Raw genomic sequence first — 18649 nt, forward strand, 5'->3', positions numbered from 1 at the left:
CAGAGCCTGCTCATCGGGGGTCAGTTCATCCGTCAGTTCGTCTGAAACAAACTTGTCAGTAGACATCGTTACTCGTCCCTCGCTTTCCAGCGCTTCTCGCGAACGGTGCCATCGCCCTCACGAATCAGGTCATCACAGTTCGGGCAGCAACGAGCCGCGCTCTCGTCGCTCTCGAACACCTTGATGAACTCCTTCGTCAGGTGATGCCCGCAGTTCCCGCAGACCCGCCCCGTCCCACTCTCGGCGGAGTAGTCGCTCCACTCCGGCCTCGGTCGGGGCGGCTGTTCGACGGCCTGCCCAGGGCCGTCGGGTGCGGCGGGGGCGACCGGCGTGATCGTGTCGGGTGCCTCAGTGATCGCCGAGATCGCTCCGCCATCGGTGACCGTCGCCGGCGTCGGGACGGGATCCTCGCTCTGGTCCGCGAGGCGGTACAGGTCGCGGCGGCCGTCTTCAGGATCCGGTCGGGTTTCGAGTCGTCCGTCGTCCCGCATGGCCGAGATGACCTTCCAGCAGTACCCTGATGCCTCCAGGCGAGCCTGGATCTCCCGACCCGGGAGCTCGCCGTGTTCTTCGAGGAGAGCCCCGATCCGTTCTTCGAGGGGCAGCTCGGTGTCGTCACCGTCCGCTTCGCTGTGCGAACGAGCCTGATGGATCGATAACCCTCGTCTCGACGTGGTCTCGAAGTCACAGTCCTGGTGTCCGCAGACGTGCAGCGACTCTCCCACCGGAAGGACGGTGTTCGGTGCCTTCTCGACAGCACTCTCGACGTCCTCGAAGGCGGCCGGTGTCGGGGGCTCGGCTTCGTCGGCGGAGTGCTGTTTCATCCGCCGGACGGTGCCTGGACGTTCCGTGACAGCTGTGTCGAGCTGTGCCTCGTCGAACCGGGCTGCCCGAGGCGGCCCGCCTTCATCGCCCGCTCCGTCAGCTGTCTCGGCGAGGACCGCACCAACGCGAGGGAGGCCCGTCGCCCGAGAGCCCCAGCGGTCCTGGAGCCGGCGGACGGCCTCGGCGGCGGTCTCGAGGTCGTACAGTCCATCCGGGATGCCGCCGGCCAAGTGGTCGGCGGTCGGGAGGTGATCGACGACGAAGCGCTCGGCGGCCGTCCAGTCGTCGACGTCGACGACCTCGACCGGATGACTGTCCAAGCCGGCCTCGCGAGCGACCCACAGGCGCTTGTGCCCGTCGACGACCTCGTACCCGCCCTCGGCGAGCGGCCGGACGACCGGGAACGAGCCGACGAAGCCGCGGTCGCGGACCTGGTTGATGTACCCGCGGTTCTGGGCGACGTCGAACGCCGCAGCGTGATACGGTGACGGGTCGATCGCCTCGAGCGCCACACGCTCGATCCAGGTCTCGGGGTCGACGACCACGAGCTCGTCGGCGTGGGCGACCATCACTCGCCCGACGTCGGCCCCGTCGTCGAGCCGTGTGGCGTCCCGAAGCACGACGTGGCGGTCGTGGTAGTGGATGCGCTCGACCCAGCCCTCGTAGGCCTCGCCGTTCGTCCCGACCGCCCGGACGTATCGCCCGCGGAACTGGGCGAGCGAGTCGTGGAACGGATTGCTCACTCAGACCACCCCCTGGTACAGCCACCAGACGAGGACGGTCGTGAGTGCGCCGAGGCCGAACGCTAGCATGACGAGGGCGCAGGCGCCCAGTACCGCCCGCAATCGTCGTGGAAGGATTCCCCAGCCAGCGCGGAGCCAGCACAACAGCCCTCGCCCGCCGAGGCGGTAGTGCTCTCGCGCCGAACAGCGCCAGGTGTGGATATTCCCGTCGGGCCCCCGGCCGATCATGCCGCGACACCCCCGCCATCTGGACGGCCGGGCGTCCGGGGTACCTTAACGATTAGGCGGAATGTTTTCCCTTCAACCCCCTGAGTAAGCTGTCGGGGTCCCGCAGACGCCCCCCGTTTCGCGGGGACCTCCCACGTCGAACTGCACCCTCCCGTGCAGTTCGTCTGCTTACTCATCATCGTCAGTCACCTCCAGCACTCGCTCGTGGATGTCCTCACGACGATGCTCGACGTCGTGGTTCTCAGCGGCCCAGTTGACCGCGACGAGGCGGAGGTCGCCGGCTTCGATGGACTTGAGCGCGTCCTCGACGGCCGCGTCGACGCGGTCGGCTTCCGAGGCCGGCATCACTCGGCACCTCCGTGAACGACGCGCGCCTGGTGGATGGCGACGAGGCCAAGGAGAACGAACAGCGCCGCCCCCGCGTTCGCCCCGTAGGGTGGCACGGCGTGTGACGTCTGGAGGACCCACACACCGTAGACAGACGCAACGGCCGCGAGGACGACGTCGACGGCGAGCCGGCGCATCTACCGCCACCTCCCGAGGTCGAGCGGGTGCGGCGCGGACACCCAGCCGTGGTCGTCGGTGAGGCAGGGGGTGCCCGCGACGGTCTGGGACCACCGGACCTCCCCGCGGTCGCCCTGCTGCATCGCGCGGTCGACGATGGCGTCCCACGCAGAGTGGTCGGACTCACTCATCGCCGCTCACCTCGCCGGTCGACGTCGCGAGCGACCACGTCGCCCTCGCCGGGGAGGATGACGCCGCGCTCGACCCACCACCACCGAGGCCCAGGCATCACGGCTCACCTCCCTCGCTTAGGCACTGCAGACAGGGCAGGTCGTCACCCGGTGCGCCGACGCCCGGGCAGTCCGGCCGTCCGGCCACGCATTCGGGAGGGTGTTGGTCACCGACGCCGGCGAGCGTCTCGATGCCGCCGCCGGGATGACGGACCCTTCCGCCGTCGGTCGCGACGGCACGCGTAAACCGGACGTCGTGTTGTTCCTTCCGGGCGTGACGCTCCAGTTCGTCCGAGACGTCGACTTGGTCGGTGTCGCTGTAGGACCACGCACAGTCGCGGCAGTCCGCACGGTGGACGGGTCGCCCGCCGTCGGTCACCAGCTGCGCCCCGTTCTCGTAGGCGTCCTGGGTGACGTAGTGGTCCGCGGGCGTGTCCTGGTAGACCGCACAGGGGTGTTCGATGAGAGCGACGAGCGTCTCGAACTCGGTCGAGCAGATGTCGCAGTAGTAGTACTCGTCGTTGGGCCCGCGGAGGCCGTCGGTGGCCGTGACCTCGGGCTCGTTGTACTCGTGGACAGTCATCGGTCGCCTCCCGTGAGCAGGTGCCGCGGGACGTCGCCCGTCTCCTCGTCCACGGGCCAGTCGATCTCGACACCGCACTGCCCGCAGTAGTTGTTCGACATCCCGATGAGGGCGTCACAGCCCCCACACCGGGCCTGGTACGAGAGGGGCGTATCGAAGACCGGCCGGAGTGCCATCACCGGTCACCTCCCGCGTGTCTGACCGCCTGGTCTATTACGTCCTGGTCGGTGCGGTCGATGCGGTCGGTCGCGCCGACCCAGGTCTGTGCGAGTTCGCGGACGAACTGCTGCCCGGCCTCGGATAGGTCGTACTCGTTCGTCCGCTTGTCGAGCGTCCCGACCTCCAGAAGACCGCGGTCTTCGAGTTCACGCAGATTCGGGTAGAGTCGCCCGTGATGGACTTCGTCGTTCGCAGTGCCGTCGAGCCCGTAGAGGTCTTCGAGCGCCCGCTTGATGGCGAGACCGTACTGAGCTCCGTCGCGGGCGAGAACGTACAGCGTGTCCCGCTGGAACGCGGTCAACTCCTCGCGGAGTTGGCCGTGGGGGACCTGCCCACCGTCGGTGACGAGTTGCTTCTGCTCGTCGTCGACATCGACATCGGGGGCGGCTCTGCACGTCGTGTACCCGTCGACGGCCTCGCACCCCCGGCGTCGGCGCTCCGGGTGGGGCGGAATCGGCGCGTTCGCCCCAGCCGACCCCGACCGCTCGATGCGACAGCGCTCACCGACACCCCGGCCGCAGATGGGACACTCGACGGCGATGGCAGGCGCTCCACCCTCCCAGACCTCTTCGCAGTTGACGCAGACGGCGACCGTGCGACCGTCATCGGTGACGCGGGCCCACTGGTGAGCGCCGGCGACGACGTCGGGGTCGCTCGCGTTCTGGTGCGTGCTACAGAGGTGTTCACCCGAGTACGCCTGGTACGAACAGGGCTTTCCGTTCGCCGTGAGCGCCAGACAGTCACGCCGAAGGTCGGCCCCGTGAACGACCGCTTCGTACGGCCACTCGCTGGGGCGTGGACGGGTGACGCCACCGTCGGTCCGGAACTCCAGGTCGTGCGCACGGTCGTCGGGCGTGCACTCGTGGTGGAACCACTCGCCGTCGACGCGGCGCATATCCTCGCGGGCGAGCGGCTGGTGGCAGCCGCGGCAGGTGGACTGGCCGCCGTCAGTGACGAGCGTCGGGTCGATGGTGTCGTCGCGGCTGACGCGCCGTCCGGCGACGCGGACGATGTGCGAGACGTCCGTCGTGTGTTTGTGTCGCCCGACGGCGTGCTCGACCTCCTTCGGGGGACCCCCGTGGGGGTGGCCCTCGACGGTGATGTCGTCGGTGAACTCGCAGTCGAGGCAGTTCAGCGTCCACTCGGTGTGGATAGCCTTTTCCGCGTCGTAGTCGTCGTCTTCGGTGCCTTCTTCGTGCCGGAGGTTCTCTCCTCCGGCGGCTTCGTTGGGTTCCATTAGTGTATCTTGCGAAGCCAGCCACTCGCTCCCGGGAACTGGTTAGGCTCAGGGCCCCGGGACCGAGCTTCGGCTAGTCAGCGGGTTGTTTTGGTTCTGAATCGATTGCGGCCAGTTCTGAAACGCCCTGCTTTTCGGCCACCTCTAGGCCTGTCTGGAGCAATTGCCGTATGAGGGCGCTCTTTTTCACGCCGCAATCGTTGGCTAACTTCTCCACGCGTTCGGTCGTGTCGCTGTCGACACGCGTGGTAATCTGATCGTCATACTTCATGCATCACACCTCACTGATGCAATGCACCACAATAAGTGTTGGTGTACTGGTGCAGTGGGGCATTTCAGCAAATATGAACACCCCCGCTGGGTGGTATCACGACATATTTGGTTACCCCATTGGGGCAATCGTTATGTGATGCAATGCACCACAGTCCAGCATGAAGCGTGACAAGAGGATTCAGACAAGCGTAACCCAAGATGTGAAACGGGATTTTCGAGTAGCTGCCGCTGAGCAGGATATGGATATGTCTGAATTGCTCCGCGAACTCATTCATGAATATCTTGACGAACGTAAGGGGGCGGAAGAGGGAAATCCGAACGCGCTGACGCAGACGGCTGACTGACTCAGTCACTGGCGGCCTCCTTGTACGGCTCGCCGTCGCCGTAGACGAGCGACACCTCTTCTCTGCGGTACTGCTGCCGATCTCGGTGGTCGACCAGGAGCGAGAACTCGGCGTCGACGCTCCAGCGCCGGGCACAGGACTCACACCACCAGTGATGATTCACGGGCTCCCAGTTGGCGTGGCCGCGTGGACAGCGGAACGCCCGTCGTTGGGTCTCATCATCAAGGTCGACGACAATCGTTGGTTCCACACCGTCTGGCATTGCGGATTGTTCCGATGGTGTGTCGGCGTATAATCAGGAGCCTCGTGAGGAAAGTGAAAGTGAAAGTGGACCGGGTTCCTTGGTCTTAACCAACACGACGTGTAGATAAGGCGGCGATGTTGGTTAAGCCTCGACCGAACACTTACGTCACACCGAAAACATCGTTTGTTGTCATGAACCGGCGACAGTTTCTCGTCATGTGTGGGGCGACGGGTGTGGCGGGGTGTTCGGCAAGCGAGGACGTCGAAACGGAGGCGACACCAGAGCCCGCAGCTGACGGGGGATCGAACCAAAACAGCGGTGGCTCACAGTCGACACAGACGGCGACACCAGAACCGACGGCCACTGAAACCCCGGAACCAACACCGACTGGGACCCCGACCCCGGCCGGCGAAGCCCAGATCACGATCACGGCGCAGTCGCTCGAACGCGAGGAGGGTGAGTTCTCGACGACGACCTACGCCGCAGCGACCGTCATCAACGAAGCCGACGCGATGAGCGGGCAGATCGAGCTTCGGGCACGGTTTTACAACGACGCGGACGAGGTCGTCACGACCGAACGGGCATATCTGGCCGCGCTTCCGGGCGGGGCGACATGGCAGGCCGTGGTACCTGTGCTTGGCGACGCCTCGCAGGTCGCTCGGACGGAGGTGTTCGGTGAGTTCAACGCGGTGGGGCCACAGACGAACCCCGACGACGTCAGCCTCGACGAGTCGCAGCTGGAGATCACCGAGCGTGAGACGTTCGTGACGGGGAGTGCGACCAACAACCGACCGGGGCCACTGAGCTACCTCGAAGCGACCGTCTTGTTCATGGCTTCCGAGAACGTGGTTCTCGGTTCGAACTACACGAACATCACCGATCTCCCGAGTGGCGAATCGTGGCGATTCGAGGTCCAGTGGCTCGGGACGTCGTGGCACCCCCGGAACGCACAGTCTCATCAGGTATTCTTGACGACGAACGCGTTGTGAAAGGAGTCGCCGCCTCAGCGTTGTGCTGACCGAATTGACCTCGCGACGTCGTTGTGATCCGAGATTCCGCCAAGTGTTAGGTTTGAGTCCCGCGGGTCTGTCGAGAGTCTGACCGTCCCTACGTTCATCATCCGTTCGCCCCACGACGCAGCGGTGTGGATTTCACGGATGTCGGTGATTCGGTACTCACTCGTCGAAGTGGAGAACAACCCCGACCGCTTGACCACGCGTTCGTTTGTGACGATGTAGCGAGTGTTCTTGCGCTGCAGGTAGGGGATCGCAAAGAACGGTAGTGTGAGTCCGAGCGTGAACAGCGAGAGCACACTATACAGCACAAGACTCTTCCACCAGTTGGCCCACGACGGCCGAAGATCGTGGAGTAGTTCTTCGTCCTCGAACAGATCAATCCCGCTGACCTGTTGTGTCAGCGTTGCCTCAGAATCGGACATGGGCGACGCTATACATGACTGACAAGTAAAGCTACGGGGGAAAATGAGACTGTTCGCGGCTACCGCTCGCCGCCGTCGGTCGCGAGTTCGGGGTCGAGATCAACGCCGGGCATCGTCCGCGTCGTCGCGCCGTGGTCAGCGTGCGCAAGCGGACAGGGTGCGTCGTGGATGACCTCCGCGAGGTCCTCGTCCTGGTTCCCGCACTGGCACATCGCCCCCATGTGACCACCGTTACGGATTCCGCGAGGACAGCGCTTCACGGCCGCTTCGATGACGAGCACGGCGTTGGAATCTTCGAGTGCCGAGGGGGACAGGGTCCAGTCACCCCACGGCGGGTCCTCGCCGTAGACGCGCCGGCCGTGGTCGCCGTAGTGCTGACAGCCCGCGTCCTCGTGGTACAGCTGTGCCTTCGTCTCGTCGAGGACCTCGCACGTCGAGCACCAGAATCCCATCCCGTCGTCGGTCTCGATGGCGAACTCGGGGACCGCCTCGGCGGCGAAGAGGCGGTCGATAGGCGAGTCGGGGATGGGAACGCCGTAGACCTTCATGCAACCACCTGCGCCCCGTCGATAGCGACATCACAGACGATCTCGCGGCCGACCTCTCGCCACGTGCCACGGCCGCGCTCGTACACCGACTCGATGCGAAGGTGACCGAGGTCACCAGCGCGAGGTTCGAACTCCACACGACGGCGGTCGCCCGAAACGTCGGTGTACTCGACGGTGTAGGCGTTTTTAGACATACTCGGGCACCTCTCCGGCGGCCTTCGCGAACTCCAGCGCCTCGTCCTTGACCGACGCCCAGCCCGCGGCCTCGCAGATGGCTTTCAGCGCCTCGCGCTCCTCGGCCGTCGCGACGACGAACGCCTCGACGAGGAACGCCCGAACCGCTCGCGCCCCAACCCGCCGGCCGTCGTCGGCGTGATGGACGTCGATGAGCCGAATACGGCTGACTGGGAAGGTATAGGTCTTGCTCGGCTCCGACCGAACGTCGGAAACGTAGACACACTCGACGACGGGCTCGTCGTCGGTGCAGCCGAACTTGCTGTTGGCGTAGTTCGAGGTGAGGTTGTAGCCGTTCGCATCCGACCAATCGGCGACCGTCTCGTCGGGCGCGTCGAGCACGACCATCGGCCGGCCCTGTGCGGCGTCCATCACAGGGTCACCGATCTGGAACGAGTTCTCAACGTCACTCATCGTCATCACCACCGAGGAGGTCCTGCACGCCGGTCGACTCGCCACCGCCGAAGTCCGCCGGCTCCGAGCGCTCCGGGCGTCTGTCCTCAGTCTTCGCGGCCGTGGTCGTGTGGACGGTCGCATCTTCGGGCGCGGTCTCGAACGGAGTCGCGCTCTCGACGTAGTGCCGCGAGTACTGCTCACGGATGAACTGCTCGGCATCGCGTCGCGAAGTCGCGCGGACCCACGTCGTCTGTTTGCTGTTCGCGCCCGGGTTGACGGTCTTGACTCTGTATAGTGTCATCGGGAGTCCTCCTGCAGTTGTTCGATGGCTTCAGCGAGAGCGCAGGTGGGACAGTCGCGACCTTTCGTCCAGATGTAGACAGTCCCGCATGAAGTGCAGTACACGCAGCCGTCGGGAAGGTCGGTACTCGTTGGCTCGTAGTATCGGTCGTCGAATGGATTCATCAGGAGTCACTCCGGTTTGGACAGGACGGCCGGCAGCGGGGCATCGTACAGTGCGGGCAGACCTCGTCGTTGACGACCGCGGCGACACAGCGGGAGTGCTTGCAGTGGTCGCGCGGACCGTGGATCACGTCGTAGTTGTACGAGGGGCAGTCACACTCGAAGCGGCCGTCGCGGAGCATGACGCGGTACTCGGTCCCCGAGGCACGGGACTCGACCTCCCACTCGGCCGCGCCGACGAACGCGACGGCGAACGAGCCGTAGAAGGCGCGGCGGCGGGTCGCCTCGGCGGTCGGGAAGCTACGGGACTGGGTGCTCATGCGTCGTCTCCTCGAAAGGCACGGTCAATCGTGGTCGTCAGCGACTCGCCGTAGCGGAGATCGTCCCAACCACAGGCGTCGGCGACCTTCTCGGCCCACGCGTCGACCGATTCACAGCCGTACGTGCTGTTGTCGGCCTCGCCGGGGCGAATGACCAGGACCGCGTTGCGTTGATGGTCGAATCTGTGCTCGGACCCCTCGGCGTCGATGCCGATGAGGCTCGTGCCGGTGGGTTCATGGTCCGCGGACGCGGACTGTCGGATGCTTCGTTGCATGGTTGCGCGAAGCAAGCGGCATCGGTGTTCCAGCACCGGGCCGCGTTCTGCGACCGTCGCCGCTTCCTTCGTACTTCTTAGTATATTTGCTAACATCATAAAGGTTAGCATTTGTGCTAAGGTTCTAATATACGCTAACTATTAGTAAATGCGCTCAGTACATATCCGTGGAGGTTAGCAAATCCCATAATGTCGCAGACAAAACCGCGCCGTATGGCGAAAACTCGCGCGCTCCTTACCGAAACGGAGCGCGAGCAGGTCGCTGGCGAACACGGCCGCGACCGTCGTTACCAAGCGACGTCACGCATCCGACGCAGAATCGAGGACGAACTAACTCGGGATGTCGAGGTTCTCAAAGAACATCACCCAGACCTTCTCGCGGAGCTTCGGGAGGTCGTGTGCGAGGACGACGACGATGCCTGACTTCCGATGTCGTGCCTGCGACGAAACGTTCGACGACCGCGCGGACGCGAAGCATCACTTCATCAGCGAACCACCGAGCCACTTCTTCGAGGAGACCGACGATGAGTAGCACGTCGACAGGCTCTCGCCACGAGTTCGAAGAGACCGACACCACGTGCCCGCAGGGGTGTGCCGACACGGACCCGATGGGACGCGGAATGCGCCGTGTGACGCACCACACTGGTAAGTGGTACGTCCAAGAGACGCCGCACGGTCCTGTCGACGTCGAGCAGACAGACCGGTATCTGGAGTGCCCTGTCTGTGGGTGGACTATCGCGCTATGACTAACGACAAGACCCGAATCTCCACGACCTCAGACGACGATCAACGAGACGAGAACAACTACGGCGTCATCCGCACGCAGGCGAACGCCGATTCGACAGACCACAGAGAACCCATGACTGACGACACAACCCCTGGTACGCTCCGGACCAAGCCCGAGATCGTCGACGACGAGAAGTACATCCACGTCGAGGCGACGAGAGCAACCGACAGCGGTACCCGAATCGAACACCGGACCGCGGAAGCGTCGCATATCGGCGCGGAAGTGGGCGTGATACTCCTCGGGTGGCGCGACGACGGCGAGCCGATCATCAACCTGACCGGTGCGGAGTGGGTCGACTGATGACCCGCTCCAGAACATGGTGGATGCCGGGACGGGAGGGCCGAGTTTCAGGAACCAAGCACACTGAACGACGAAGGCAGGGCGCCCCCCGCTCCCCCGGCACGACGAGAGAGACGCAGGTGAGATATGAACCTCTCGGCCCGCCTATCATGTCAGAGAACGCCAATGGTTGAACGCCTCGACACGCCGGGCGTCGACCTCGTCCTCGAACTCGGGGACCTGAACGCGCCGCGACAGTGCAACGAGTGCGACGCGGACGCCCGGTACTACGTCTGGGACGGCGACGACGGGGTCTCAACGTACCGCTGTCCGGCCCACCTCGGCGACGCGGTCACCGAAGCCGGTGGCGACCCCGAGACGCTGCCCCAGGGCGTGCTGCGGAACGGTGAACAAGGAGGAACGAACCCATGAGGGTTCCCACACCAGAATTTATCCGACAGTATTGTCCTATATTCACACGGGCTCCTACGTCCGCCGTGGAGAGGGAGCCCCGCGGGACGCGTCGGTCGGAGGGGAAACGGGGTTCACCACAGGCCCGATATGGCCGGCGCGTGTGGCCGCGAGGTGACTTCTGGGTGGATTCATCGGGGAGGGCGAACTCATGAGCACCGAGACGGAACAGGCGCTCATGGCCGAGGAACCGAACAGCACCGTCACGCTCGGAGAGGTCGCGTTTGACCCCGTCAGGACGCAGGACTTCCGGCTCTCCGTCGAGGGGACGAGTGGCACGGGGAAGTCGAACACGCTGGCGGTCATCCTGGAGGACCTCGCCGACGTCGCGATTCCGACGTTGATCATCGAGCGCCTCGGCGCACTGTCGCCGGTCCGCCTGGAGGACGAGGCGATCGTCGTGGTGGGAGCTCGCGAGGAGGAGGGCGTCGACCTCGCTGTGGGCTTGGAGGACCTCGACCAGGTCGGGTCGTGGGTGCTCGACCGCGGGATGAAAGTCCTCTTGGACGTGTCGACGTACGCCGACTACGAGCAGGAGGGCAGTCGGATCCACGAGGCCGCGGCCCGAGCGGTCCGGAGTCTGAACGACCGCGCCCACGAGAAATACCGCGCTGGCGATCGGACGAAGAGCCTCCTGGTCGTCGACGAGGCGCACTACATGGCGCCAAAGGACAGCGCTCCCGAGCCCGAACTGGACGACCACGTCAAGCGCTGCCGCGGGCAGCTGATCAAGGTCGCGACCGAGGGCGGGAATAAGGGCATCTCGGTCGTGGTCGGCTACCAGCGCCGGGCGTTCCTCCACAACGGCGTCATCCAGCTGGCGCAGGACTTCATCGCCCACAAACCCGGCGACGAGGACATCGGCCGGACGGCTGACGCGCTCCGGTGCAGCGAGGACGACCTCGCAGCGCTGTCGACCGGCGAGATTCTCGCCCGGGGCACCGCGATCACCGACGGCGACCTCGTCGGGCCGACGACCGTCCGGAAGCGCCGGTCGCCGGATCCGCGCGAGGAGTCGTTCGAGCTCCCCGAAACGCCCGATAAACTCTCCGACGTTCTGGCGGCCATTCAGTCGGAGGTCGAAGCCGAACGGGAGCGTCGCGACGAGCGCGCCGACGAACTCGAACGCCTTCGTGAACAGAACGAACGGCTCCGCGAGCAAAAGGCGGACCTCGAACAGGAACTCGCCGACACCGACCGGCTGGCGTCGGCGCTGGAGAACCTCGGTGGGGCCAACGGCGGCGCCGCTCGCGATGTCGGCGAGGGTGTCGCTGACCTGCAGGGCCGCGTCGACGAACTGAAAGCCGAACGTGACGACCTCCAGGCCGAGCTCGAGGACGTCGTCGAAGAGCGCGACACGCTCCAGGAGGAGACCCAGCGCCTCGAAGAGCGGGTGACCGACCTCGATGCAGAGATTCAGGAACTCCGAACGGCGTTCGAGCAGGCCGGCGATCACATCGCCGCGCTGGGTGAGTTGTTCGGGACCACCGTCGAGACAGGCCACGTTGAGCCCGGCGGCGACGAGCGTGTCGAACGCCTCCAGGAGCGCGTCGACGAACTGGAACAAGAGAACGAGCGCCTTCGCGAACGCGAGCGCGAGGGTGAGGCGTTCGCCCCGCTGGGGGACTACGACGAGTTCCTCGCGCTGGACGCTGTTCGGCAAGAGATCCAGACCGCGAAGGCCGAGTGTGCGGCGTCACCGCGGTACGTCCGCGGCGTCATCGCGTCGATCATCGCCGAGGGCGGGGCCGTCTCGTACGAGACCATCGCCGAGCGTCTCGGCGTGTCGACGACGACGGACGTCTCGAAGGCCGCCTCGGAGTTAGAGCGCCGGAAGATCATCACGAAGGACCGCCACGACGACGGGATGTACGTCGACCTCAACGTCGACGGGATTCAGGAGGTGCGTCGTGCTGCGGCGGAGCGTGAGAAGACCGAGGAACTGATGGAGTCGTTGTAGCGTGCAGCGGCTTCAGTTCTCAACCTCCCAATAATCGTCCTTGTCGAGGTACATGTCCGCTGAAATCAATATGCTCACAGCTACAAGAAGGCCGAATACCGCAGCTGCGGGCAGGCTGATGACGACCTGCTCCAGAACAGTCCCTGCAGCAACGACGATCAGTGAAAGGACCGCTGCCACTGCCCCTGCATTACGTAGGTAGGTTGAGGTTGGTTGCCATTCCTCGACTGGCGTTTTTATATGGAACTCGACCGATTTTCTGTCAGTCAAATATCCAATATTGTTATTATACGCATGTGTCACAAACACTTCGTAGTTGCCAGGGCTGGCATCCTCTGAAACGTCAAATGTGATTCTTGCTGGAGGTAAGTCACCCCATGCCACCTCACATGCCCGCCTAGCAAAGTCTGCTGCAGCGGGGTTATTGAACTGTTGGTATATACCTTGCATTTCGCTTGGTTCGGGGGCATAAAAGTAGTCCTCGAACACGAAATAAGCACTTGGACCAGAATATTTCATACGCATGTGTTCTTCTGGAAAATTTTTGTGGGATTTGATTTTTCTGCCCTTTGAATCCAAATCGTATCCCACTTTTAATTCAATATCGCCACTGGTGATGCCTTCGTGTGGATGTAGAATATAAATTTTACCCATCTGAACGGACCCCACACCGCTGACGTAGATGTCGATCCTGACTTGATCACCTGGTGATACCGATGGCGTCCGCAGGACAGGTATCACCGAATATGCCGCTGACATGGCACCGTTTGGTACATCAACTAACTTATATTATAGGGCCAATCAGCGTCGCGGTACCTGCGGTTGGGTCGTCCCCGTGGCGTGAGCAGCGGCTCGGTTGAGACGGGGCCTACGAGCGTGGCGTCCGAGAGTCCGAAACCGGTGAAAGAGTAATCGAGGCTAACCCTTTCTTCGTGGCAAATAAGCTAGACCTTTATTACCTTCACGAACAAATGACTTATTGCAATGCTTGACAGACTGTTGGGAGGCCGCGGAAACAACAGCTCCCACGATGCCGCGATCGAGGACGATATCCTCGCCGCGGAGTTCGATCCCTTCACGGAGATCACCCACGCGGATCACACCGATCTGCGTCCAGACCCACCACTGATCAACGACCGCCGTCCCGACGAGATTCGACTGAACACGCTGACTGGGCAGCGGACGGTCGTCGAGAAGGAGACCCATCCGGAGACGCGTCACTCACGCGAGCAAGCACGAGATCTCCGCGCGGGAGCGCTCGACCGTGGCTGGGGGTTCGAGTTCGACGACCTCAGTGACGAGGGGTTCTGGGAGTGGTAAGATGATCGAGAATCCACTCTGGTGGGTCGCCTGGGGTCCCTTCGCGGTCATCTGGACGTTTCTGACCATGGAGTCGTTATCCATGGGCCAGTTCCTCGGCCAAAGCGTGCTTGGCGCCGTCGGGACTGGCCTCTGGATCACGATCGCGGGGGCGTTCGGAATCGTCGTCGAATAGATCAGCGCCCCCACGACTTCTGGCCACACAACCCCTCGACGAACGGGCGGCGTTGTGGCCCGCTTGACGGCCTCCGATTTCTGTCTCACACGGACCCATTCCGGCACGGTAGCCTATCCGACACGTTAGACCCGTGGCTGTCGGGCGTCAGGAGTAGGGGTTGTGTAGACGAGACCGCGTCCACACGCCGCTATCGAAGTGAAAAGGAGCCGTCAACGAGTAGGGACGACGAAACAATTCTCCACCCCACACGTAGGAACTGATAGAACGAACCGAATCAGAACTCCTCGAGAACGAAATCGACCTCCGCGTTCCGGAGCGTGAGAAAGTCGATGATGAAGTACCGTGCAAAGTTCCGTTTGTAGGACATCATTGCCTCGCGGAAAACGACATACGAACTGAGCGCAACGACGACGCTCCCTAACACGATGATGGACGGAGGGATAGACACACCTCCGAGGTGAGACGGGTAGACGCCGCGGTCGGTGAAGACGTTGTTCGCTTTAAAGATTCCATACATGAAATACACACCAGCGAGACTCCCAGACACAACCCACATACTTCGACACATCGCGTAGATGGCCTGAAATGACCTGGCGCGGCCGGAGCCATACATGTGCAGATGAGATCTGACATAGGAGTACATAGTGACGATTCGTGCTGACTCATCGTCAGAGAGGTGCTCAAGCGTTTTCGCGGCGTTGTAATCGATCAGTTCCCGGTATTCAGTGTCTGTCTCGAACTGGGCCTCTCGGTCAACCGCTCGGATCAGGTCTGGCAGCCCGCGGTCCTTGAATAGCAGGTGGCACTCCTCATAAAAACGCTCGATAGTCTCAAACGGCATGATCGTCGGAAAAGCGAGTTCGCCGATCACCACGGCTCGGTGGTTTGGGATGCCAAACAGTTCTTCAATCGCTTTCGAGACACTGTGGATCCCCTGCCCCACGACGAACCCTGCGATGAGCAAAAATACGACTAGTGCAGTAGACGCAACAGGGATCGTATTCGGCAAAAGTGGGGCCAAGCCGATTAAAAACATACACCCTGGGAAGAAGATACTAATCAGTTCATAGACGGTGAATTTGGCGGCAACGTACTGAAATGGCGGGCGGGTCAAGCCAGAAATTTGTAATGTGGTGACATGTAATGAGTAGTCGGATATCAGAATTTAACTCTCGTATACATAATTATAAATAACACAAGTAACGCCCAAGTATCTGCGGTTACAACGGCACTCACAATATGGCACGATTCCGGGGGCTCGCGGTGTACCTGGGGACTGGCTTGGAGCTACTCATCATCACCGCGTTAGGCATGCTCACGTATATCATGCTGTTCAACGCCTCGTTTGGCGACCGGACACTGTTGGCGATCTTCCTTCCTGTTGCTGCTGCTTTTCTCCTCGCCCCCATTTTCCAACGCGTAAAACCATCACTGATGAAGCGCCTGAATACTGACTTTCACAAGGTGCAGTAACGCTCGACCGATTGTTGGAAACCGAAGACCGCAGCTCGGACGTGTTCTGAAATCCCCTCGAAGCGAGGGGGGCTACAAGTCGCCCACGGTGGGCACCGCGCTACCAGTCAGTTGTAGACAGGTGTGACGCTATCTTAGCTGTTTCTGTATGTGACATTCACGCCACCGCGAGAATAGACACCATCACCCGTCGTCGCGGGCTTTCCCTGCCCGGATGAGAGCCAACGGGATGTCTGTATCGCCAGCCTCGAGAGCGGCCAAGGCCTCGCCGACGCCCTCGTCAGTAAGCAGCCCGATCTCATGTGAGAGACGGACTACCTCACGCATTTCATGCAGTGCCCACTCGCCCGGAGGGTCCATAGCGAACGCAATGAGTTCATCATGAATGAGCATAGTTGCTGATTATTGTCCATCATTCCCTCCGAGAGTAGCGCAGTAGCGTCGAGAAATTCAGGGAAGCCCGGTGTTGTTCGTCCAGACCGAGCGGGTTCTCGTCGACTCCAATTTGATACCGAACCGGGCGGCGCTCGACGGGCAAAGAAAACATATTGATAGATGTCGAAATGTATTACTATGGGTCCAGGATTACGTGTTTCCGATCGGGCAGAGCCACTTATTGAGGGAGGTGAGTTTTTTGGTGATCCTGCTCTTGAAATCAGAGGCCGGGCCGCACCGGTGATTAAAGATGCGAGGTTCAGTGGGTTTGGGAATGTCGATATTTCCTACGAGGAGACAAACAGAGCGAAAATAATCAATAGCATAGCTTCACACCTGAAAAATGAAACAGAAGGCAGCATCCATTCAGTTGAGAACGATTTGAATATAATCGCGCATAAAATACTCACTAGACGAGATAGACAACTGCAACAAATTCTTGGGTTTCAACTTCTTGGATTTCTAATCGATAATGCTCCATATCTTAGGTATAGTATTAGAAACCTATCTTCTATCATCGACTTGCTGAAGTGGTCAGTGTCTGAACTACTGTAGTAATGTATGTAAAAAATATCGCGGGCGCAATCGGTACCTATCCCGAATGCGCGGTACTCACCAACACTGAACTTGCGTAATATCGACTGCAACATCCATCGTGTTGTCGAGAATCATACGGTCGAACGCAGGGAGATAACTATCTGTCACAGAGCCTTGCGCGCTGAAATCGACCCGAAAATCAAACGACCCGCCTGGATTGCGATTGGTCTGGACGAAATAGGACCCCGTATCAGCCGCCCAAGCCCCTGAGACGAGAGTCGATTCAGACCCCCCGTCCGTCTTTTTCAGAAACGCGCCCCCCGCCGCGTCGAGCTCCATAAAGAGGTCGTCCGTGGCGCGTGTTTCGACCAGAAAACGGAGGTAGAGCGACCCACTCGACGGGGTTGACTGTGCCGAAATCTGATACCGAAACCCGCCTGCGGGAATCGCATGGGTGCGAAATACCGCTTGGCGGGTTGAGTTACCCGCAGGCAAAGTCAACGCGCCGCCACCGAGAGAGGGAGAGCCGCTATCCTCGAACCAATTGAGATTCGCCGCCAGCGTTTTTGAATCATCGGTTCCCGATTTGACACTCGCCGTTCCCGACACGCGAGGGTGAAGCACCTCTCCGTCGAAATTGTCGAAATAGCCCTTAATCGGACGCACTGGCTCTTCAAGCGGATAAGGACCACCCGCGCGTGGGGGTTGCCCCAGGAAAACGGGAGTAGGCGGGGAAACAACATGGTTGGCGCTCCAGCCGACCTTTTTCTGCGTCTGCGCCCCCCAGTCAACGGGACGCACGCCTCGGAACTGGCAGTTAGAGATGCCAATCATCTCGTCCTGGTTCACATTTTCCATGTGAATCGCTGTAGCGTTCAAGTTGTCAGTTCCGAACGTTATCCCGCTGAATCTGATGTCGCCAGCGGTTGAATTACTCCCCAAGTCTCCGAGCTTGAATATTCTCCCGTCTTCGTCCCCGCCGCGAATGGTGCCCGAGTCGAACTTGATACTGATGGCTTGTGGGATTGAGACGAGTGGTTTCGTCGTCCGCGGGCCTTTTGCGTGGAGCGAGATGCTGTCGAAAAACATCTGCCGAGCATCTGTTCCTCCCGTGACTGGATCAGAGTCGATAATTATCGCATCATCCCACGGATAATGGATATGAAGGTTGTCCCAGGAAATATTGTTGACAGGAATGTCGAAGTCAGGATAGGCCGAGCGGCTCGCGTTGCGGGGCTTGATGAGGAGTGCGGGATCGCTGGCATTTCCGCAGTCGTCGGATAGGCGGATATGCTCGAATTGGCTCTCGATGACGCCGTCTGCAACGCGCATCCCAGGCCCATCGGTTTTGCGGACGTGCAGCGGACCGATGTGTGAGAGGTTGAGGTCGTTCAGTTCGACCCCTTTGGCCTGTCTTTGCCCGTCGATGGTACCACTGCCCCAAAGGTTGAGGTTGAAGATACGCGAGTCAGGGCCTTCAATCGTGGCCCCGTCCCGCATACGGCTCCGCACGAGATACCCCGTGTAAGACTCCTTTGGAATGATCTCTCCAGTGAGGCAGACGCCGATCCGAGACTGCCACATATCGAGGTGGTTGTCGAAATCAAGCGTCCCCTGCAATGCGAGTAGTGCAGCGCTGTAGTTGTTCGCAAGGTGATCGTACGCGGATTGTGCGACTGTAACAGCGTTTGCTCCCGAGTCGATCTCGTCACTGGGACCTGACGCGTACCACGTCCCCTCCTCTTGATGGACGACAGCCGTTGGTCCTCGGGCTTGGGTGTAGAGTCGTTCGACAGCTGTCTCGATTGGGTTATTCGGGGGCCCCACCGAGCCGTCGGTCGTGATGTCGCCGTCGGCGTGGACCGATTCGGGCGCGATCGCGAGTCCGTCGACGGGTGAGAGGTCGAGGTTGACGTCGCCTTCGGGGTACTTCTCAAGCGGGATGGATGGATCGCCGTCGACGAGGTCGGCGACGTCCGGCGCGACTACTTCGAGCGGGCTGGCGCTGTCGACATCGATGTCGTACAGATCCCATCTGAACCCGCCGCCTTGTCCGGTGTAGCGAACGATTGTGCCTGGAGCCATAGCTGTGGTACGTGTGGTGTC

The 18649-nt window shown here is 61.6% G+C and carries 30 protein-coding genes; 9 read left to right on the forward strand and 21 right to left on the reverse strand.

Annotated elements, in window-relative coordinates:
- Positions 1–68 precede the first annotated feature (68 nt).
- The 9 genes from C2R22_RS25825 to C2R22_RS05770 form a co-directional block, all read right to left on the reverse strand.
- Positions 69–1568, reverse strand: coding sequence for a ParB/RepB/Spo0J family partition protein (locus tag C2R22_RS25825; protein WP_216824798.1), 1500 nt, complete (start codon positions 1566–1568; stop codon positions 69–71).
- Positions 1569–1796, reverse strand: a complete 228-nt coding sequence (locus C2R22_RS05745; protein ID WP_103424910.1) for a hypothetical protein — start codon at positions 1794–1796, stop codon at positions 1569–1571.
- A gap of 168 nt (positions 1797–1964) precedes the next feature.
- A complete protein-coding gene (locus C2R22_RS24905) occupies positions 1965–2141 on the reverse strand; it encodes a hypothetical protein (RefSeq protein ID WP_162562392.1) in 177 nt (58 codons plus the stop codon).
- Positions 2141–2320 (reverse strand): hypothetical protein, encoded by a 180-nt coding sequence (locus tag C2R22_RS05750; RefSeq protein ID WP_103424911.1) that lies wholly within the window; start codon positions 2318–2320, stop codon positions 2141–2143. Before C2R22_RS05750 ends, C2R22_RS24905 begins: the two co-directional genes overlap by 1 nt.
- Positions 2321–2491, reverse strand: coding sequence for a hypothetical protein (locus C2R22_RS24910; protein WP_162562393.1), 171 nt, complete (start codon positions 2489–2491; stop codon positions 2321–2323).
- 97 nt (positions 2492–2588) lie between these two features.
- Positions 2589–3113 carry a hypothetical protein gene (locus C2R22_RS25830; protein WP_216824799.1) on the reverse strand — a complete coding sequence of 175 codons (525 nt, stop codon included), beginning with the start codon at positions 3111–3113 and terminating at the stop codon, positions 2589–2591.
- Positions 3110–3289, reverse strand: a complete 180-nt coding sequence (locus tag C2R22_RS05760) for a hypothetical protein (RefSeq protein ID WP_103424912.1) — start codon at positions 3287–3289, stop codon at positions 3110–3112. The genes C2R22_RS25830 and C2R22_RS05760 overlap by 4 nt, the downstream gene beginning before the upstream one ends.
- Positions 3289–4569 (reverse strand): PadR family transcriptional regulator, encoded by a 1281-nt coding sequence (locus C2R22_RS27380; protein ID WP_394342380.1) that lies wholly within the window; start codon positions 4567–4569, stop codon positions 3289–3291. Before C2R22_RS27380 ends, C2R22_RS05760 begins: the two co-directional genes overlap by 1 nt.
- Positions 4570–4642: 73 nt before the next feature.
- Positions 4643–4840 carry a ribbon-helix-helix domain-containing protein gene (locus C2R22_RS05770; protein ID WP_103424913.1) on the reverse strand — a complete coding sequence of 66 codons (198 nt, stop codon included), beginning with the start codon at positions 4838–4840 and terminating at the stop codon, positions 4643–4645.
- 160 nt (positions 4841–5000) lie between these two features.
- On the opposite strand from C2R22_RS05770, the gene C2R22_RS05775 reads away from it, so the two are divergent.
- A complete protein-coding gene (locus C2R22_RS05775) occupies positions 5001–5186 on the forward strand; it encodes a ribbon-helix-helix protein, CopG family (RefSeq protein WP_103424914.1) in 186 nt (61 codons plus the stop codon).
- A gap of 1 nt (position 5187) precedes the next feature.
- On the opposite strand, the gene C2R22_RS05780 is transcribed toward C2R22_RS05775, so the two are convergent.
- Positions 5188–5448, reverse strand: a complete 261-nt coding sequence (locus C2R22_RS05780; RefSeq protein ID WP_216824800.1) for a hypothetical protein — start codon at positions 5446–5448, stop codon at positions 5188–5190.
- A gap of 173 nt (positions 5449–5621) precedes the next feature.
- On the opposite strand from C2R22_RS05780, the gene C2R22_RS05785 reads away from it, so the two are divergent.
- Complete coding sequence (locus C2R22_RS05785) at positions 5622–6419, forward strand: FxLYD domain-containing protein (protein WP_103424915.1); 798 nt, start codon at positions 5622–5624, stop codon at positions 6417–6419.
- 14 nt (positions 6420–6433) lie between these two features.
- On the opposite strand, the gene C2R22_RS05790 is transcribed toward C2R22_RS05785, so the two are convergent.
- The 7 genes from C2R22_RS05790 to C2R22_RS05820 all read right to left on the reverse strand — a co-directional run bounded on the left by C2R22_RS05790 (position 6434) and on the right by C2R22_RS05820 (position 9103).
- Entirely contained in the window at positions 6434–6868 is a 435-nt protein-coding gene (locus C2R22_RS05790; RefSeq protein ID WP_103424916.1) for a PH domain-containing protein, read from the reverse strand.
- Between the two features lie 59 nt (positions 6869–6927).
- On the reverse strand, positions 6928–7416 hold the full coding sequence (locus C2R22_RS05795; RefSeq protein WP_103424917.1) for a hypothetical protein: 489 nt from the start codon (positions 7414–7416) through the stop codon (positions 6928–6930).
- On the reverse strand, positions 7413–7610 hold the full coding sequence (locus tag C2R22_RS05800) for a hypothetical protein (RefSeq protein ID WP_103424918.1): 198 nt from the start codon (positions 7608–7610) through the stop codon (positions 7413–7415). Before C2R22_RS05800 ends, C2R22_RS05795 begins: the two co-directional genes overlap by 4 nt.
- Entirely contained in the window at positions 7603–8064 is a 462-nt protein-coding gene (locus C2R22_RS05805) for a hypothetical protein (protein WP_162562394.1), read from the reverse strand. Before C2R22_RS05805 ends, C2R22_RS05800 begins: the two co-directional genes overlap by 8 nt.
- A complete protein-coding gene (locus tag C2R22_RS05810; RefSeq protein ID WP_103424920.1) occupies positions 8057–8347 on the reverse strand; it encodes a hypothetical protein in 291 nt (96 codons plus the stop codon). The genes C2R22_RS05805 and C2R22_RS05810 overlap by 8 nt, the downstream gene beginning before the upstream one ends.
- 163 nt (positions 8348–8510) lie before the next feature.
- A complete protein-coding gene (locus C2R22_RS05815; protein WP_103424921.1) occupies positions 8511–8828 on the reverse strand; it encodes a hypothetical protein in 318 nt (105 codons plus the stop codon).
- Entirely contained in the window at positions 8825–9103 is a 279-nt protein-coding gene (locus C2R22_RS05820) for a hypothetical protein (protein WP_103424922.1), read from the reverse strand. The genes C2R22_RS05815 and C2R22_RS05820 overlap by 4 nt, the downstream gene beginning before the upstream one ends.
- Before the next feature lie 213 nt (positions 9104–9316).
- Here C2R22_RS05820 and C2R22_RS26165 point away from each other — a divergent pair, with 213 nt between their 5' ends.
- The 4 genes from C2R22_RS26165 to C2R22_RS05840 all read left to right on the forward strand — a co-directional run bounded on the left by C2R22_RS26165 (position 9317) and on the right by C2R22_RS05840 (position 12600).
- Positions 9317–9526, forward strand: coding sequence for a hypothetical protein (locus C2R22_RS26165; protein WP_103424923.1), 210 nt, complete (start codon positions 9317–9319; stop codon positions 9524–9526).
- Between the two features lie 319 nt (positions 9527–9845).
- Complete coding sequence (locus C2R22_RS05830) at positions 9846–10190, forward strand: hypothetical protein (protein ID WP_103424924.1); 345 nt, start codon at positions 9846–9848, stop codon at positions 10188–10190.
- 165 nt (positions 10191–10355) lie between these two features.
- Positions 10356–10601 carry a hypothetical protein gene (locus tag C2R22_RS05835; protein ID WP_103424925.1) on the forward strand — a complete coding sequence of 82 codons (246 nt, stop codon included), beginning with the start codon at positions 10356–10358 and terminating at the stop codon, positions 10599–10601.
- A gap of 190 nt (positions 10602–10791) precedes the next feature.
- Complete coding sequence (locus C2R22_RS05840; protein WP_103424926.1) at positions 10792–12600, forward strand: hypothetical protein; 1809 nt, start codon at positions 10792–10794, stop codon at positions 12598–12600.
- A 12-nt stretch (positions 12601–12612) separates the two neighbouring features.
- On the opposite strand, the gene C2R22_RS24915 is transcribed toward C2R22_RS05840, so the two are convergent.
- Positions 12613–13359, reverse strand: a complete 747-nt coding sequence (locus C2R22_RS24915) for a hypothetical protein (protein ID WP_162562395.1) — start codon at positions 13357–13359, stop codon at positions 12613–12615.
- Between the two features lie 225 nt (positions 13360–13584).
- Here C2R22_RS24915 and C2R22_RS05845 point away from each other — a divergent pair, with 225 nt between their 5' ends.
- Entirely contained in the window at positions 13585–13920 is a 336-nt protein-coding gene (locus C2R22_RS05845; RefSeq protein WP_103424927.1) for a hypothetical protein, read from the forward strand.
- A 1-nt stretch (position 13921) separates the two neighbouring features.
- Entirely contained in the window at positions 13922–14095 is a 174-nt protein-coding gene (locus C2R22_RS24920; RefSeq protein ID WP_162562396.1) for a hypothetical protein, read from the forward strand.
- 277 nt (positions 14096–14372) lie between these two features.
- Here the strand turns inward: C2R22_RS24920 and C2R22_RS05850 are convergent, their stop codons facing one another.
- Positions 14373–15062, reverse strand: a complete 690-nt coding sequence (locus tag C2R22_RS05850) for a hypothetical protein (protein ID WP_162562397.1) — start codon at positions 15060–15062, stop codon at positions 14373–14375.
- 275 nt (positions 15063–15337) lie between these two features.
- On the opposite strand from C2R22_RS05850, the gene C2R22_RS05855 reads away from it, so the two are divergent.
- On the forward strand, positions 15338–15571 hold the full coding sequence (locus C2R22_RS05855) for a hypothetical protein (protein WP_103424929.1): 234 nt from the start codon (positions 15338–15340) through the stop codon (positions 15569–15571).
- 183 nt (positions 15572–15754) lie between these two features.
- Here the strand turns inward: C2R22_RS05855 and C2R22_RS05860 are convergent, their stop codons facing one another.
- Together C2R22_RS05860 and C2R22_RS05865 are read right to left on the reverse strand one after the other, a co-directional pair.
- Positions 15755–15964, reverse strand: coding sequence for a hypothetical protein (locus C2R22_RS05860; protein ID WP_103424930.1), 210 nt, complete (start codon positions 15962–15964; stop codon positions 15755–15757).
- 654 nt (positions 15965–16618) lie between these two features.
- Positions 16619–18628 (reverse strand): hypothetical protein, encoded by a 2010-nt coding sequence (locus C2R22_RS05865; RefSeq protein WP_103424931.1) that lies wholly within the window; start codon positions 18626–18628, stop codon positions 16619–16621.
- Between the last annotated feature and the right edge of the window lie 21 nt (positions 18629–18649).

Source organism: Salinigranum rubrum (assembly GCF_002906575.1).
GTDB lineage: Archaea > Halobacteriota > Halobacteria > Halobacteriales > Haloferacaceae > Salinigranum > Salinigranum rubrum.